The following is a 14,742-nucleotide window of genomic DNA, read 5'->3' as shown; positions in this document are numbered from 1 at the left end:
ATCCTATGGCAAGTCTGGACGACGCCGATGTGGCGCAGCCGGATGTCGTGATGTCGTCGAAGCAGGACTGGACGCTCGCTTTCCCGCCGTTGCGGCAATTGCCGGAGGAGATCTTCGCGCAGTTGCGCGAGGCCAGCCTCATTGTCGAGCTTCCGGAAGGCAGCCGGATCTTCGGCCCCGGCCAGGCGCCGGACTCCTTCCTGCTGCTGCTGGACGGGACCATCCGCGTGCAGCAGACGTCCGAGTCCGGCCGCGAGATCGTGCTCTACCGCGTCCAGGCAGGCGAGAGCTGCGCGCTGACCACGGCCTGCCTGATGGGTTACGAGGAATACCAGGCCGAGGGCATCGCGGAAACCCGGATCCGTGCCGTGGCGATCCCGCGCGCGCTGTTCGACCGGCTGATCGCCAGCTCGCGCGAATTCCGCCAGTTCGTCTTCACCGCGTTCAGCCGCCGTGTCACCAATCTCTTCCGCATCATCGAGGAAGTCGCGTTCGAGCGGATCGATGTGCGGCTCGCGCAGAAGCTTCTGGATCTCGCCGGGGCGAAGCAGCAGATCGCTGCGACGCATCAGGAGCTCGCCAACGAGCTCGGCAGCGCGCGCGAGGTCATCAGCCGGCAGCTCAATGAATTCGCAAGGCGCGGCTGGTTGCGAATGGCTCGCGGAATCGTCGAGATCACCGACAGACCGGCGCTCGTCCAGCTGGCCCAGCATGGCTAGGAACCGGCGTCTCTTGGTGACTTAGTTACATACCCGCGCAATGTCCCGCTCTATCGTCTGCATCATCGCAAGCCAAAGGGAGCGCGACATGACACAGAACATTGGCAAGATCGACCGGCTGCTCAGGATCATCGTCGGACTCGCCATCCTCAGTCTCACGGTCGTAGGGCCGCACACCTTGTGGGGCCTTCTGGGCCTGATCCCGCTCGGCACCGCACTGATCGGCTGGTGCCCGCCCTACGCGATGCTCGGCATCAATACCTGCGGAACGAAGTCCAATCCGACGTCTTAGACCGTTCTGGACGACAAACCGGGGCGTGGGCGGCGATGCCGCCCCGGAGCCAAATCGTGGAGCAGCAGCCATGTCCTATCCAATCGATCTCGGCGTGCAGCCGAAGGTGGCCGGATTCTTCGATCCTGACACCAGCACGATCAGCTACGTGGTGAAGGACCCGTCATCGCCGTCCTGCGCGATCGTCGATCCCGTCCTCGACATCGACTACGCGGCCGGCCGCATCAGCACCCGTTCCGCCGACATGCTGATCGACTACGTGAAGATCAACGGCCTCAGGCCGGAGTGGCTGATCGAAACGCATGCGCATGCCGACCATCTCTCCGCTGCGCCCTACATCCAGGACAAGCTCGGCGGCAAGATCGGCATCGGCGAACATATCCTGACCGTGCAGGAGACCTTCGGCAAGGTCTTCAACGAGGGCACGGAATTTCGCCGCGACGGCAGCCAGTTCGACCGGCTGTTCAAGGATGGCGACACCTATCAGGTGGGACAGATGACGGCCTTCGTGATGCACACGCCCGGCCATACGCCGGCCTGTGCCACACATGTGATGGGCGATGCCGCTTTCGTCGGCGACACCCTGTTCATGCCGGACGGGGGAACGGCGCGGGCCGATTTTCCAGGCGGCAATGCGCGCACGCTGTACCGCTCGATCCGGAAGATCCTTGAGACGCTGCGGCGCGAGACCCGACTGTTCATGTGTCATGACTATGCCCCAAACGACCGCGCGGTGCGCTGGGAAACGACCGTCGGCGAGGAGCGACTCCACAACATCCACGCGCGAGACGGGATGACCGAGAACGAGTTCGTCGCGCTCCGCGAGGCCCGCGACAAGACGCTCGGCATGCCGCGCCTGATCATTCCATCACTTCAGGTCAACATCCGCGCCGGACATCTTCCTCCCGCGGACGCGACGGGAAAGACATTCCTGAAGGTACCGATCAACGTACTTTGAGAACCACTCGCTTTGCTCACGCGATGCCGGCTTGGCCGCGAGCTCGCGGTGTCACGAAGATGTCAGTTGCCAAGAGCGGCCGGTCTGCGCGACCAGTCCAAATTGGAGAAATTGATCCAAGATGAGGCGTGCTGATTTCGAGATGCCAGCGATGACACGCCGCCTGATAGCGGCGCTGATCGCGCTCGTCTTGAGTCTGGCGCCTCTGCTCGGAACGTTCGAGGTTGCAACGGCAGACGCCGGCGCCGGTGCCGGTGCGCACCAATGGTCCCGAACGACCACGAGCGCGCCCAAGCCCTGCAGGAAGGCCGTCATCCCGGGCATGATCAACACGTGTCCGTTTGCCGCGGCTGGTCTGACCGCCGTCCCGGCGAGCGACAGTGCGGCGGCGCAGCCGGTTGCCGCCTCCCGGACGCTGTCCTGGCGCCCCTATGACGAGGCGCTGACAACGCAATGCGACGCGTCCTCGCCCTACCGTCCCCCCTGTCGCCACGCCTGATCCTTCCGTCGTCATCGGCTTACGGGCCGCGTAACGTCGTGACTTGAGCGGACGAATATCCACCATCGATCGTGCGTCGTGCAGGTCGGCTTAAGGTGCCCATTGCCAGGCGCGCCTTGCGCCGGGTCGCGCAGCGCAACTGCCACGCAATGCACGATCAGCGCGCGGGAGATCATCATGTCCATCCGTCATCTTGGCCGGCTCGCATGGCTGCTCGGCCTGCTCCATCTTGCGGCGACGACCGCTGTCGCGGGCGAGCTGCGCCCGCAGGCGAACGTCGACACGCGCCTGCTGGTCGGCGACGTCACGCGAGCAGACGGCGGCCCGGCCGCGGCATGGGCCGGACTGGATGTCAGGCTGGATGCAGGCTGGCACACCTATTGGCGCTCACCCGGCGATGCCGGCGCGCCACCCGAATTCGACTGGAGCGGCTCACGCAACGTCGCCGATGTCACCGTCGAATGGCCGGCGCCGAGCCGCTTCAGCGAGCAGGATATCGACACGTTCGGCTACGCTGAGCACGTGCTGTTTCCGTTGCGCGTGCGGCTCGAGGATGGAGCGGCGCCCGCACATCTCACACTGAAAACGGTGCTGTTCGTCTGCTCGGTCATCTGCACCCAGCAGGAGGCCCATCTCGAGGCCGACATCCCCGCCGTCTCGCACCGGCCGAACGATCAGGCGCTGATCGACGAATGGCGGCAGAGCGTCCCCCGCGCGAGCTCGCCGGGGCTCTCCATCACGGCGTTGCGCATCGATCGGCAACCAAAGCCGCATCTGCAGCTCGAGGCGCATGCGACGCCGCCACTGCACGCGCCCGACGTCTTCCTTGATGGGAACGATGCCGTGTCCGGCGGCCGTCCCCAGGTGAGCCCGATGTCGGACGGCGGCGTACGGATCACCGTGCCGGTGCAAGGCTTCGATCAGGCCGGTCCGGGACAACGCCTGCGGGTCACCCTGGTCGATGGCGACCGATCGATCGAGGCCATGCTTCCGGTGGATGCCGATCAAGCTGCTCGCGCTTCTGCGGCCAAAGCAGCCACACCGGCACCGCGTCCTTCGGCGGCATCGATCTGGACCATGCTCGGCGTGGCCCTGCTCGGCGGCTTCATCCTCAACTTCATGCCCTGCGTGTTTCCGGTGTTGTCGCTGAAGCTCGTTTCGCTGGTCGATCACGATCCCGCACACGCGCCCTCGCCGCGCCGGGCATTCCTGGCGACGGCGGCCGGCATCGTCGCCTCGTTCGTGACACTTGCCACCGTCCTCTCCGCACTCAAGGCCGCGGGCGCCGAGGTCGGCTGGGGCTTGCAGTTTCAGCAGCCCGCTTTCCTCATCGCGATGATCATCGTGCTCGCGGCATTCGGTGCCAACCTGCTCGGCCTGTTCGAGATCAGCCTGCCGTGGTGGATCGCCGGCCGCCTTGGCAACGCCGCGAGCCACAGGACGATGGCAGGTCATGCCATCAACGGCTTCGTCATGACGCTGCTGGCCACGCCGTGCTCCGCGCCGTTCGTCGGGACCGCCGTCGCTTTTGCGCTGTCGCAGGCCGCACCGCAAATCCTGCTGGTGTTCACCACGCTCGGGCTCGGCATGGCTGCGCCATATCTGTCTCTGGCCGCGGCGCCAGGCCTTGCCGCACTCTTCCCGCGGCCCGGCCGCTGGATGCTGAAGCTGCGCGTGCTTGCAGCGCTCGCGATGGCGGCGACCGCGCTATGGCTGCTGATCGTGCTCGCCGACATCAGTGGACCCTCGACTGCGGCCGTCCTTGCCGCTGCGCTGCTCGTCCCCGCTCTGATCATGGCGTCGCTCCGTTTCCCGTTGCGGCGAACGATCGCCGGAGCCGGCCTCGCCGGCACGATCGGACTGGCGCTGATCGCCGCCACCTCCGTCAAGCAGCCGGACGGCGCAAGCCGGCCGGCCGGAATCGCCTGGCAGCCGCTGGTGCCCGCCGAGATCACGGCGCAGGTGCGGGCCGGTCACACGGTCTTCGTCGACATCGGCGCCAGCTGGTGCGTCACCTGCAAGGTCAACGAGAAGCTCGTGCTCGACAGCACGGCCGTGCGCAGCCGACTGGCGTCGGGCGTCGTTGCCGTCAAGGCGGACTGGACCTCACCCAGCGACGCGATCGCGACCTATCTCCGATCCTTTGGCCGCTACGGCCTGCCGTTCAACGTCGTGTTCGGCCCCGGAGCTCCTAACGGCATCCTGCTCCCCGAACTGCTGACGCCGCAGACCGTGCTGGACGCCATCGACACCGCCTCGACCATCCCTCATCAGGAGAACGACAAGTCATGACCACGAAGACCTTTGCCGCATCGATCGCCATGCTGCTGCTGTTGACTGCGGCCATCCTGCCGATCCAGTCTCGCGCCGAGGACGACGACACCGACATTCTGAGCGAAGCGCGCATCCTGCACGATCCCGCCATCCCTGCTGTCGGAAACGCCGAGGGCGACATCACGATCGTCGAGTATTTCGACTATCAGTGTCCGTATTGCCGCAAGATCAGCCCGGAGCTCGCCAAGGTGGTTCGCGACGACGGTCACGTCCGTCTCGTCTTCAAGGATTGGCCGATCTTCGGCGGCGCCTCGATCTACGCGGCACGCCTCACCCTGGCGGCGAGATATCAGGACAAGTTCGCCGAGGCCCATGAGGCGCTGATCTCGCTCAATGAGAAGCTGTCCGAGGCCAAGGTCGATGCGGCGCTCAGCGGTGCCGGAATCGACCTCGCCCGCGCCAAGGCCGACCTCGCGGCCAAGCACGCCGACATCGACGCCGTGCTCGCGCGCAATCACGAGCAGGCCACGGGCCTCGGCTTCCGCGGCACGCCGGCCTTCATCATCGGCCATTTCCGCATCCCCGGCGTCCCCAATGCACAGGCTTTCAAGCAGGCCATTGCGGATGCCCGCGCTGCTGCATCCGCCAAGTGAGCAGGCACCTGACGCTCGCCATGGACAGCCGCAGCGCCGCGCCCGCAACGTGCGGCTCAGTAGCTGGCCACAACGGAGAAGGAGATCTCGTTCCGGACGTTTGGGACAGCGGAGCTTCCTGATTCACTTCCGCGATAGGATAGAGTGAGGTCGTGATGCGGTTGGCCGGCACGGTCAGGCCGATCTCGGCATTGGCGAGGTGGCAGCCGGGGTCGTCGGCCGCGGCATGGCCGGCGATGCGCGGCGCACGCCGCGGGCGTATTGCATTGCAGATGTCAACATGTGCGCGGGCACCACGGCGGCCGGCGACTCGGGATTGCATCATCGCTTCGCTCCGCGCATGACGGCCGCGGCAGGCAGTGGCCCCGCCTGATGCGAACCGCCGAGCTGGGCGCGTCTGCCAAGCCGCGGCCGATGATCCCGCCAACATTCCCACGGCACCCAATCGATGCTACCAAGCCCGCACAATCCGCCGTATCCATGCCGAGGACGCATCGATGTTCGACCTCAACCAGCTGCGCTGCTTCGTCACCGTGGCCGAGGAGCTGCATTTCGGCCGCGCCGCGATCCGGCTCAACATGACGCAGCCGCCGCTGTCGCGGCAGATCCAGGTGCTGGAGCACATCATCGATGCGGTGCTGCTGGAGCGCACCAGCCGCTCGGTCAAGCTGACGCCGGCCGGGCGCAGCTTTTTGCCCGAGGCACGGCGCATCCTGAAAATGGCCGAGAGCGCCGCCCAGGTGGCGCAGCGCATTGCCAGCGGCAAGAGCGGCTCGCTCAAGATCGGCTTCACCGCGGCCGCGGCTTACAGCTTCCTGCCCGATCTGGTCGCCGCCTGCCGCAGCGAGCTTCCAGAAGCCGATCTGTCGCTGAAGGAAATGGTCTCCGGCGACCAGATCGAGGCGCTGGCCTCCGGCCAGATCGACGCCGGCCTGCTGCGGCCGCCGATCGCGCGCCCCGAATTCGCCACCCGCCGCGTCGTCGCCGAGCCGCTCTGCGCCGCGCTGCCGCGCCGCCATCGTCTCGCCTCCGCCGAGGCCGTGTCGATCCGTGATTTCGACGGCCAGAACTTCATCATGTATTCGCAGACCGAGGCGCGCTATTTCCACGATCTCCTGGTGTCGCAGTTCATGCGTGCAGAGGTGTTGCCCCGCTACGTGCAGCATCTGAGCCAGATCCACTCGATCCTGGCGATGGTGCGCGCCGGCCTCGGGCTTGCGATCGTGCCCGAAGCTGCCTCCAGCCTGAAGATCGCCGATGTCCGGCTGCGGCCGCTGAAGCTGCGCAACCCGACGCCGGCCGAGCTGTTCCTGGTCTGGCGGCGCGATCACGACAATCCGCTGCTGCCGGCACTGGTCGAGCTGGCCGGCAATCTCGCCGTGCAGCACGCGGAAGATTGATATCTGATCCGCATCAATCGATACCGTCATTGGCTTGGACCGGCATCGAACTTGGTCCTACGACATCGCCCGGGGGAATGCGCGCCGGCGCCGGCCGCGCCCGTTCCCAAGGACATTCGTGAAGGACCCGCGCGATGAGCAAGATGACCCCGACGGAAATGGCTGCGAAGATCGGCAGCGGCCTGCTCTCCTTCCCCGTGACGCCGTTCAAGGCCGACTATTCGTTCGACGAGGCCACCTATCGCGCCAACATGGACTGGCTGTGCGGCTATGACGTCGCGGGCCTGTTCGCTGCCGGCGGCACCGGCGAGTTCTTCTCGCTGACCGCGGCCGAGGTGCCGGAGGTGGTCAAGGTCGCGGTCGACGAGACCAAGGGCCGCGTGCCCGTGCTCGCTGGCACCGGCTACGGCACCGCGATCGCGCGCGAGATCGCGATTGGCGCCGAGAAGGCCGGCGCCGACGGCCTCCTGCTGCTGCCGCCCTATCTGATGCATGCCGAGCAGGACGGCCTCGCCGCCCATGTCGAGGCGGTCTGCAAATCGGTCAAGATCGGCGTCATCGTCTACAACCGCGACAACGCCATCCTGCAGCCGGACACCCTGGCACGGCTGTGCGAGCGCTGCCCGAACCTGGTCGGCTACAAGGACGGCATCGGCGACATCGAGCTGATGACCCGTGTCTACACCAGGATGGGCGACCGCCTGACCTATATCGGCGGCCTGCCGACCGCCGAGACCTTCGCCCTGCCCTATCTCGACATGGGCGTGACGACCTACTCCTCGGCCGTGTTCAACTTCGTGCCGGAGTTCGCGACGAACTTCTATGCCGCAGTGCGCAAGCGCGACCACGCCACCATCCATGCCGGATTGAAGGATTTCATTTTGCCGCTGATCGCGATACGCAACCGCAAGAAGGGCTACGCGGTCTCGATCATCAAGGCCGGCATGAAGGTGATCGGCCGCGATTCCGGCCCTGTCCGCCTGCCGCTGACCGATCTGACCGCGGAGGAGATGGCGGAGCTGACGGCGCTGGTGAAGGCGCTGCCGGGCGCCGTCTCGGCACAGCAGGCGGCGGAGTGATCTTGCTGTCATTCCGGGGCAAGGCCGCAAGGCCTTGAACCCGGAATCTCCGAGTTGATGGATAAGAAGAGACGCAAGCCAATCTCTGGATTCCGGGTTCAGCCCTGACGGGCTGCCCCGGAATGACGGAGATAGGAAGAAGACCGGGAGGAGCACATGAGTCACGCAGCCACCAGCACCGGAATCTCCGGCGCGCCGATCGTCACCGGCATGGAGGTCATTCCGGTGGCCGGCCGTGACAGCATGCTGCTCAATCTCAGCGGCGCGCATGGGCCGTTCTTCACCCGCAACCTCGTCATCCTCACCGACAATGCCGGCCACACTGGCGTCGGCGAGGTGCCCGGCGGAGAGAAGATCCGGCAGACGCTGGAGGATGCGAAGAGCCTGATCGTGGGCAGGAGCATCGGCGCCTGTAACACCATCCTCGCCACGATGCGTACCGCCTTCGCCGATCGTGACGCCGGCGGCCGCGGCAAGCAGACCTTCGATCTGCGCGTCATGATCCATGCGGTGACCGCAGTCGAATCCGCGCTGCTCGACCTGCTCGGCCAGCATCTCGGCCTGCCGGTGGCGGCCCTGCTCGGCGAAGGCCAGCAGCGCGCCTCCGTCGAGGCGCTCGGCTATCTGTTCTTCATCGGCGACCGCAAGAAGACCGACCTGCCCTACGCCACCGGCGAGCGCGAGAAGGACGGCTGGTATACGCTGCGACATCAGGAGGCGATGACGCCCGAAGCTGTGGTGCGGCTCGCCGAGGCGACGCACGACGCCTATGGCTTCGCCGACTTCAAGTTGAAGGGCGGCGTGCTCCGCGGCGAAGCCGAGATCGAGGCGGCGACCGCCATCGCAAAACGCTTCCCGCAGGCGCGCGTTACGCTCGACCCCAACGGCGCCTGGTCGCTCGATGAAGCGATCCGGCTGTGCAAGGACATGCACGGCATCCTGGCCTATGCCGAGGACCCCTGCGGCGCCGAGGCCGGCTTCTCCGGCCGCGAGATCATGGCCGAGTTCCGCCGCGCCACGGGCCTGCCGACCGCGACCAACATGATCGCCACCGACTGGCGGCAGCTCAGCCATGCGCTGCGGCTCGGGGCGGTCGACATTCCCTTGGCCGACCCCCATTTCTGGACCATGCAGGGCTCGGTGCGCGTCGCCCAGACCTGCCGCGACAATGGTCTGACCTGGGGTTCGCACTCCAACAACCATTTCGACATTTCGCTGGCGATGTTCACCCACGTGGCCGCCGCTGCGCCGGGCAAGGTCACCGCCATCGACACCCACTGGATCTGGCAGGACGGCCAGGCGCTGACCAAGGCGCCGCTGCAGATCAAGGGCGGCAGGATCGCCGTGCCCGAGCAACCTGGGCTCGGTGTCGAGGTTGACCGCGGCGCCATCGAAAAGGCCCATGCGCTGTACAAGAGCCACGGGCTCGGTGCACGCGACGACGCCGTCGCAATGCAGTATCTGATCCCCGGCTGGACCTTCGACGACAAGCGCCCCTGTCTCGTGCGATGACGGGGGCGATCGGTTAGATTGTCCGAGCAATCGCGCAAAGTCTGGAGAACAACATGAACGCGATCCTCAAGAATTTCATCGCCGGCGAGTGGGTCGACGGCAGCGGGGTGACCCGCAACATCAACCCGTCCAACACCAACGACGTCGTCGGCGAATACGCCAAGGCCGACAAGGCGCAGACCGAGAAGGCGATCGCCGCCGCCAAGGCCGCCTTCCCGGCCTGGTCGCGCTCGACGCCGCAGGAGCGCTATGACGCGCTCAACAAGATCTCGGCGGAGATCCTGTCGCGCAAGGAAGAGCTCGGCCGCCTGCTGGCGCGCGAGGAGGGCAAGACGCTGCCGGAGGGCATCGGCGAGGTCGCCCGTGCCGGCCAGATCTTTGCGTTCTTTGCCGGCGAGGCGCTGCGCCTCACCGGCGAGAAGGGCGCCTCGGTCCGTCCGGGCCTCGACGTCGAGATCACCCGCGAGGCCGTCGGCGTCGTCGGCATGATCACGCCCTGGAATTTCCCGATCGCGATCCCCGCCTGGAAGATCGCGCCCGCGCTCTGCTACGGCAACACGGTCGTGTTCAAGCCGGCGGAGCTGGTGCCCGGCTCGGCGCATGCGCTGTCCGAGATCATCGCGCGCTCCGGCCTTCCCGCCGGCGTCTTCAACCTCGTCGTCGGCTCCGGCTCGGTGGTCGGCCAGACCCTGCTCGAGCATCCGGATGTTCACGCGATCTCCTTCACCGGCTCGGTCGGCACGGGGCGCAAGATCGCGCAGGCCTGCGTGCTGTCGAACCCGATGAAGAAGTTCCAGCTGGAGATGGGCGGCAAGAATCCGATGGTCGTGCTCGACGATGCCGACGTCAAGGTCGCGGTCGAAGCCTGTGTCAACGGCTCCTATTTCTCGACCGGCCAACGCTGCACGGCGTCCTCGCGCCTGATCGTCACCGAGGGCATCCACGACAAGTTCGTCGCGGCGATGACCGAGCGGCTCAAGGGCCTTGTGGTCGATGACGCCGTCAAGCAGGGCACCCATATCGGCCCGGTGGTCGACGCCAACCAGCTCGAGCAGGATCAGCGCTATCTCAAGATCGGCCAGGACGAAGGCGCCAAGCTCACCTGGGGCGGCGAGCTGCTCAACCGCGAGACGCCCGGCTTCTACATGCAGCCAGCGCTGTTCACCGAGGCCACCAACGCGATGCGCATTGCCCGCGAGGAGATCTTCGGACCGGTCGCCTGCGTCATCCGCGCCAAGAACTACGACGAGGCGCTGGCGATCGCCAACGACACCGAGTTCGGCCTCGCGGCCGGCGTCTGCACCACCAGCCTGAAATACGCCTCGCACTTCAAGCGCAACAGCGAGGCCGGCATGGTGATGGTCAATTTGCCGACCGCCGGCGTCGACTATCACGTCCCGTTCGGCGGCCGCAAAGGCTCGAGCTACGGCGCCCGCGAGCAGGGCTCCTACGCGCGGGAATTCTACACGACGGTGAAGACGGCCTACACCTTCCCGGTGTGAGCCTCGTCCGCCGTGAGCTAACAGACGGGCCGCATCGACGGTCCACTCCCTCTCCCCGTTCTTACGGGGAGAGGGGATGAAAGAAGGAAGTAGGCGGGCACGGCGCTCCGCGCCTTTGCCCACCCACCGGAGCGGAACGGAGCCAGCATGAACCAGCAGGTCGTCGCCAACCAGGAGCCCCGCATCATCAAGCTCAACGCGCGCGACAACGTCGCGATCGTGGTGAACGATTTCGGCCTGCCTGCCGGCACCAAATTTCCCGATGGCCTGACGCTGAGGAGCTTCGTCCCGCAGGGCCACAAGACCGCACTGGTCGACATCGCCGAGGGCGCGCCGATCGTCCGCTACGGCGAGATCATCGGCTATGCGAAGTCGCCGATCGCATCCGGCGAATGGGTGGACGAGGCTCGCATCGACATGCCTGAGGCTCCTGCCCTCGATCAGCTCGAAATCTCCACCGCGGTGCCGGGGCCGCTGCCGCCGCTCGAAGGCTACACCTTCGAAGGCTATCGCAATCGCGACGGCTCGGTCGGCACCCGCAACGTGCTGGGCATCTCGACCTCGGTCCAATGCGTCAAGGGCACACTGGAATTCGCGATCAAGCGCATCAAGAGCGAGCTGCTGCCGAAGTACCCGAATGTCGATGACGTCGTCGCGCTTACCCACGCCTATGGCTGCGGTGTCGCGATCACGGCGCCAGATGCCGTGGTGCCGATCCGAACCCTGCAGAACCTCGCACTGAACCCGAATTTCGGCGGCGAGATCCTCGTCGTCGGCCTCGGCTGCGAGAAGCTCGCGCCGGAGCGGCTGCTGCCGGAAGGCACTGAAGACTCGATCGTCCGAATGCAGGACGAGGCCTTCGACGGCTTCGGCGCCATCGTCGACGCCATCATGACCCAGGCCGATCGCCGCCTTGCCGAACTCAACAAGCGCACCCGCGAGACCTGCCCGGCGTCCGATCTCGTCATCGGCCTGCAATGCGGCGGCAGCGATGCGTTCTCCGGTGTGACCGCCAATCCCGCAGTGGGCTTCGCGGCGGACCTGCTGGTGCGCGCGGGCGCGACCGTGATGTTCTCGGAGGTGACCGAGGTTCGCGACGCGATCCAATTGCTGACCCGGCGCGCCATCAACGAGGACGTCGGCCGCGCGCTGATCCGTGAGATGGACTGGTACGATTCCTATCTCGCGCGCGGCGGCGCCGATCGCAGCGCCAACACGACGCCCGGCAACAAGAAGGGCGGCCTCGCCAACATCGTCGAGAAGTCGCTGGGCTCGATCGTGAAGTCGGGCTCCGGTCCGATCCACGGCGTGCTGGCGCCGGGCGAGAAGGCCAGGCAAAAGGGCATGCTGTTCGCGGCGACGCCAGCCTCCGACTTCATCTGTGGCACCCTGCAGCTCGCATCTGGCATGACCTTGCAGGTGTTCACCACGGGCCGCGGTACGCCCTACGGCCTTGCGGCGGCGCCCGTCATCAAGGTCGCGACCCGCAGCGAGCTGGCGCGCCGCTGGAAGGATCTGATCGACTTCGACGCCGGCCGCATCGCCACCGGCGAGATGACGATCGAGGAAACCGGCTGGGAGTTGTTCAAGCTGATCCTCGACGTCGCCTCCGGTCGCACCAAGCCATGGTCGGACCGCTGGGGCATCCACAACGATCTGACCTTGTTCAATCCGGCTCCGGTGACCTGAGGGAGGGCTCACCCTGCCATGCCAATTGCCTCGCTCAAACCTCTCCCCGTCATTGCGAGCGAAGCGAAGCAATCCAGGGTCCCAGCCACCATCCTGGATTGCTTCGCTTCGCTCGCAATGACGCGTATGTTGAAGCAACGAGCCTAGACAACGAAGGCCGGGAGGAAGAGCCAGATGTCCAGCTTCAGCCGCTTCGCCGCGATTGCCGTAGCAGCCTCCCTCCTCTCCCTCCTCTCCGCCGGCCCTTCCCGCGCCCAAGACGCCATCCCTGGTGTCCCCCGCGAGCTGCTCGAGGACATCGCGACCGGCAGCCGCATCCTCGCCGATCTCGGCGTCGTCGACGCCTTCGGCCATGTCAGCGCGCGGCATCCCACCAATCCGCACCACTTCCTGATGGCACGCTCGATCGCGCCGGCGCAGGTCACGGCCAATGACATCATGGAGTTCGACGAGAACGGCGAACCGGTCGATGCGAGGAACCGCGCCGTCTTCCTCGAGCGCTTCATCCATGCCGAGATCTACAAGGCGCGTCCGGACGTCAGCGCGGTGGTGCATACGCATTCGCCGGGCGTCGTGCCGTTCAGCGTCAGCCATACACCCTTGAAGCCGCTGTATCACAACGCCGCCTTCCTCGGCACCGGCGCGCCGGTATGGGACATCGGCAAGGAGTTCGGCGCCACCAACATGCTGGTCAGCAACAATGTGATCGGCAAATCGCTGGCGGCCACGCTTGGCGACAAATCGGTGGTGCTGATGCGCGGCCACGGCGACGTCGCGGTTGGACCGTCGGTCAAGGCCGCCGTGTTCCGCGCCTATTACACCGACGTCTATGCGAAGCTGCAGGCGCAGGCGATCGGGCTCGGCAGAGACGTCACCTATCTCAGCGCCGAGGAGGCCGCCAAGGCCGACGCGGTCAACATGGTGATCATGGACCGCGCCTGGGCGCTGTGGAAGCAGAGGGCGCAGTCGGCGAAATAGTCCCGGAGATTGAAGATCATTCCGCGGCAGCGCCGCCCCGGATTCCTGTGACGCGCCGAGCCCGCTGCACCGCGCCTTCCGTCTCGACATGGAGCGCGAGCGAGTGCGCGGCGTGCGCACGGAACTTTCCATTCCTTTTGCGGTATCGACCGACCACCCGTGCCGTACAGCGCCGGGCTTGCGCTGGCGCGATGTACGCTGCCGCACTGGCGTCCGACCTCTTTTTGCCGCAAAGCTGACACATCGCTTAACCTCTCGCGCCGTCATGATTCCTCCAGGCTCACCCCGCGGATGCCCCTGCATTTTCCTCGTCTTGCTGCCGTTGCGCTCGGTCTCTTCCTGGGTACGCCCTGCCTGGCTCAGCAGCCGATGCCGGTGACGAGCTCGCCGGAGGAGCGGCCCGACATCGATCTCTACGCGCTGATGTCCGGCACCTGCCGGACCGCGAAGGTCGACGGCCGCGAATTTTCCTGCAAGACGGTGGCGTTCTTTCACAGCGAGAAGGGGCGCGCCCATTTCACCGTCGCGCTCGACGATCCCGCTGACGAGAGCCACATCATCGCGTTCTCCGGCATCAATGGCCGCAGGTCGATCCAGAACGTCTACGAACTGCCGATCGACAGGATGCTGCTGAATTCCAAGCATCGCCCGAAGGTCGATGGCATTCCGGTGCCGGCGACGAAGAGCTCGGCCGGCATGTGCCGTCAGGTCGGCAACTTCGCGATGCTCAAGGTCACGAGCGTGACCTGCTCCGCCAAGGACGACAGCGGCCGCGCCTATGAGCTGCAGTTCGTCTCCGACGGCACGCCCATCACCTTGCGCCGGGTGCGCCAGACGATGACGAACGCCGAGCACAATCCCTATGAATGAGCGCGTCGCGATTGCGGCGACCGCGCGCATCCGCGTCGCCTGACGCGCATCTGCTCCAATCCGCATCTCGAACAGCCATGAACATGAGGGCGCGTTCTCGCGGCAGATGATGCCCGAGGCTTACGATCCGTCTCGCCCTCGGAAGTGCAAAGGGCGCAGGGAATGCCGGGTGAAGGCCCCACCCATGGCCCGCCTGCGAAAAAAATGCAGGCGGCAGGTACCACAGGCAAAGCCGGTTCAACCGGCGGATTCAATTGGTCGTCGCAACACTCGATGAGGAGGTTGCGATGGGCATTCGAAAGAAACGGTCAACGCGG

13 protein-coding genes are annotated in these 14,742 nt (G+C 66.1%); all 13 read left to right on the top strand.

Annotated features, from left to right (window positions below; all coding sequences use genetic code 11):
- Nucleotides 1-50 precede the first annotated feature (50 nt).
- The 13 genes from QW861_RS05700 (at nt 51) to QW861_RS05640 (ending at nt 14,425) form a co-directional block, all read left to right on the top strand.
- Entirely contained in the window at nt 51-719 is a 669-nt protein-coding gene (locus QW861_RS05700) for a Crp/Fnr family transcriptional regulator (RefSeq protein ID WP_315752481.1), read from the top strand.
- A gap of 88 nt (nt 720-807) precedes the next feature.
- Complete coding sequence (locus QW861_RS05695; RefSeq protein WP_315752337.1) at nt 808-1,011, top strand: DUF2892 domain-containing protein; 204 nt, start codon at nt 808-810, stop codon at nt 1,009-1,011.
- 70 nt (nt 1,012-1,081) lie between these two features.
- Nucleotides 1,082-1,969, top strand: a complete 888-nt coding sequence (locus tag QW861_RS05690; RefSeq protein WP_315752336.1) for an MBL fold metallo-hydrolase — start codon at nt 1,082-1,084, stop codon at nt 1,967-1,969.
- A gap of 151 nt (nt 1,970-2,120) precedes the next feature.
- Entirely contained in the window at nt 2,121-2,468 is a 348-nt protein-coding gene (locus QW861_RS05685) for a hypothetical protein (protein WP_315752335.1), read from the top strand.
- A gap of 177 nt (nt 2,469-2,645) precedes the next feature.
- The gene (locus QW861_RS05680) at nt 2,646-4,760 is read left to right on the top strand and encodes a protein-disulfide reductase DsbD family protein (protein ID WP_315752334.1); all 2,115 of its coding nucleotides are present in this window, start codon (nt 2,646-2,648) and stop codon (nt 4,758-4,760) included.
- Complete coding sequence (locus QW861_RS05675; protein ID WP_315752333.1) at nt 4,757-5,395, top strand: DsbA family protein; 639 nt, start codon at nt 4,757-4,759, stop codon at nt 5,393-5,395. Before QW861_RS05680 ends, QW861_RS05675 begins: the two co-directional genes overlap by 4 nt.
- Nucleotides 5,396-5,892: 497 nt before the next feature.
- On the top strand, nt 5,893-6,795 hold the full coding sequence (locus QW861_RS05670) for a LysR substrate-binding domain-containing protein (RefSeq protein WP_315713553.1): 903 nt from the start codon (nt 5,893-5,895) through the stop codon (nt 6,793-6,795).
- A gap of 134 nt (nt 6,796-6,929) precedes the next feature.
- Nucleotides 6,930-7,874, top strand: a complete 945-nt coding sequence (kdgD, locus tag QW861_RS05665) for a 5-dehydro-4-deoxyglucarate dehydratase (protein ID WP_315752332.1) — start codon at nt 6,930-6,932, stop codon at nt 7,872-7,874.
- 156 nt (nt 7,875-8,030) lie between these two features.
- A complete protein-coding gene (gene gudD / locus QW861_RS05660; protein WP_316192799.1) occupies nt 8,031-9,386 on the top strand; it encodes a glucarate dehydratase in 1,356 nt (451 codons plus the stop codon).
- 53 nt (nt 9,387-9,439) lie between these two features.
- Nucleotides 9,440-10,888 (top strand): aldehyde dehydrogenase family protein, encoded by a 1,449-nt coding sequence (locus QW861_RS05655; RefSeq protein WP_315713556.1) that lies wholly within the window; start codon nt 9,440-9,442, stop codon nt 10,886-10,888.
- 147 nt (nt 10,889-11,035) lie between these two features.
- On the top strand, nt 11,036-12,577 hold the full coding sequence (gene garD / locus QW861_RS05650) for a galactarate dehydratase (protein ID WP_315752330.1): 1,542 nt from the start codon (nt 11,036-11,038) through the stop codon (nt 12,575-12,577).
- A 174-nt stretch (nt 12,578-12,751) separates the two neighbouring features.
- A complete protein-coding gene (locus tag QW861_RS05645) occupies nt 12,752-13,555 on the top strand; it encodes a class II aldolase/adducin family protein (protein ID WP_316192798.1) in 804 nt (267 codons plus the stop codon).
- 291 nt (nt 13,556-13,846) lie between these two features.
- Nucleotides 13,847-14,425 (top strand): hypothetical protein, encoded by a 579-nt coding sequence (locus tag QW861_RS05640; protein ID WP_315752328.1) that lies wholly within the window; start codon nt 13,847-13,849, stop codon nt 14,423-14,425.
- The last annotated feature ends 317 nt before the right edge of the window (nt 14,426-14,742 follow it).

The organism is Bradyrhizobium sp. SZCCHNRI1029 (assembly GCF_032487555.1).
Lineage (GTDB): Bacteria > Pseudomonadota > Alphaproteobacteria > Rhizobiales > Xanthobacteraceae > Bradyrhizobium.
Note: the sequence above shows the minus strand (reverse complement) of the source record. Positions and strands in the feature narration are given on the sequence as shown.

Bases quoted from the DNA above. Each gene is read 5' to 3' on its own strand.
- QW861_RS05655 (WP_315713556.1), top strand. From the start codon at position 9,440: ATGAACGCGATCCTCAAGAATTTCATCGCCGGCGAGTGGGTCGACGGC.
- QW861_RS05670 (WP_315713553.1), top strand. From the start codon at position 5,893: ATGTTCGACCTCAACCAGCTGCGCTGCTTCGTCACCGTGGCCGAGGAG.
- QW861_RS05685 (WP_315752335.1), top strand. From the start codon at position 2,121: ATGACACGCCGCCTGATAGCGGCGCTGATCGCGCTCGTCTTGAGTCTG.
- gudD (WP_316192799.1), top strand. From the start codon at position 8,031: ATGAGTCACGCAGCCACCAGCACCGGAATCTCCGGCGCGCCGATCGTC.
- QW861_RS05680 (WP_315752334.1), top strand. From the start codon at position 2,646: ATGTCCATCCGTCATCTTGGCCGGCTCGCATGGCTGCTCGGCCTGCTC.
- QW861_RS05690 (WP_315752336.1), top strand. From the start codon at position 1,082: ATGTCCTATCCAATCGATCTCGGCGTGCAGCCGAAGGTGGCCGGATTC.
- kdgD (WP_315752332.1), top strand. From the start codon at position 6,930: ATGAGCAAGATGACCCCGACGGAAATGGCTGCGAAGATCGGCAGCGGC.
- QW861_RS05700 (WP_315752481.1), top strand. From the start codon at position 51: ATGTCGTCGAAGCAGGACTGGACGCTCGCTTTCCCGCCGTTGCGGCAA.
- QW861_RS05640 (WP_315752328.1), top strand. From the start codon at position 13,847: ATGCCCCTGCATTTTCCTCGTCTTGCTGCCGTTGCGCTCGGTCTCTTC.
- QW861_RS05645 (WP_316192798.1), top strand. From the start codon at position 12,752: ATGTCCAGCTTCAGCCGCTTCGCCGCGATTGCCGTAGCAGCCTCCCTC.
- QW861_RS05695 (WP_315752337.1), top strand. From the start codon at position 808: ATGACACAGAACATTGGCAAGATCGACCGGCTGCTCAGGATCATCGTC.
- QW861_RS05675 (WP_315752333.1), top strand. From the start codon at position 4,757: ATGACCACGAAGACCTTTGCCGCATCGATCGCCATGCTGCTGCTGTTG.
- garD (WP_315752330.1), top strand. From the start codon at position 11,036: ATGAACCAGCAGGTCGTCGCCAACCAGGAGCCCCGCATCATCAAGCTC.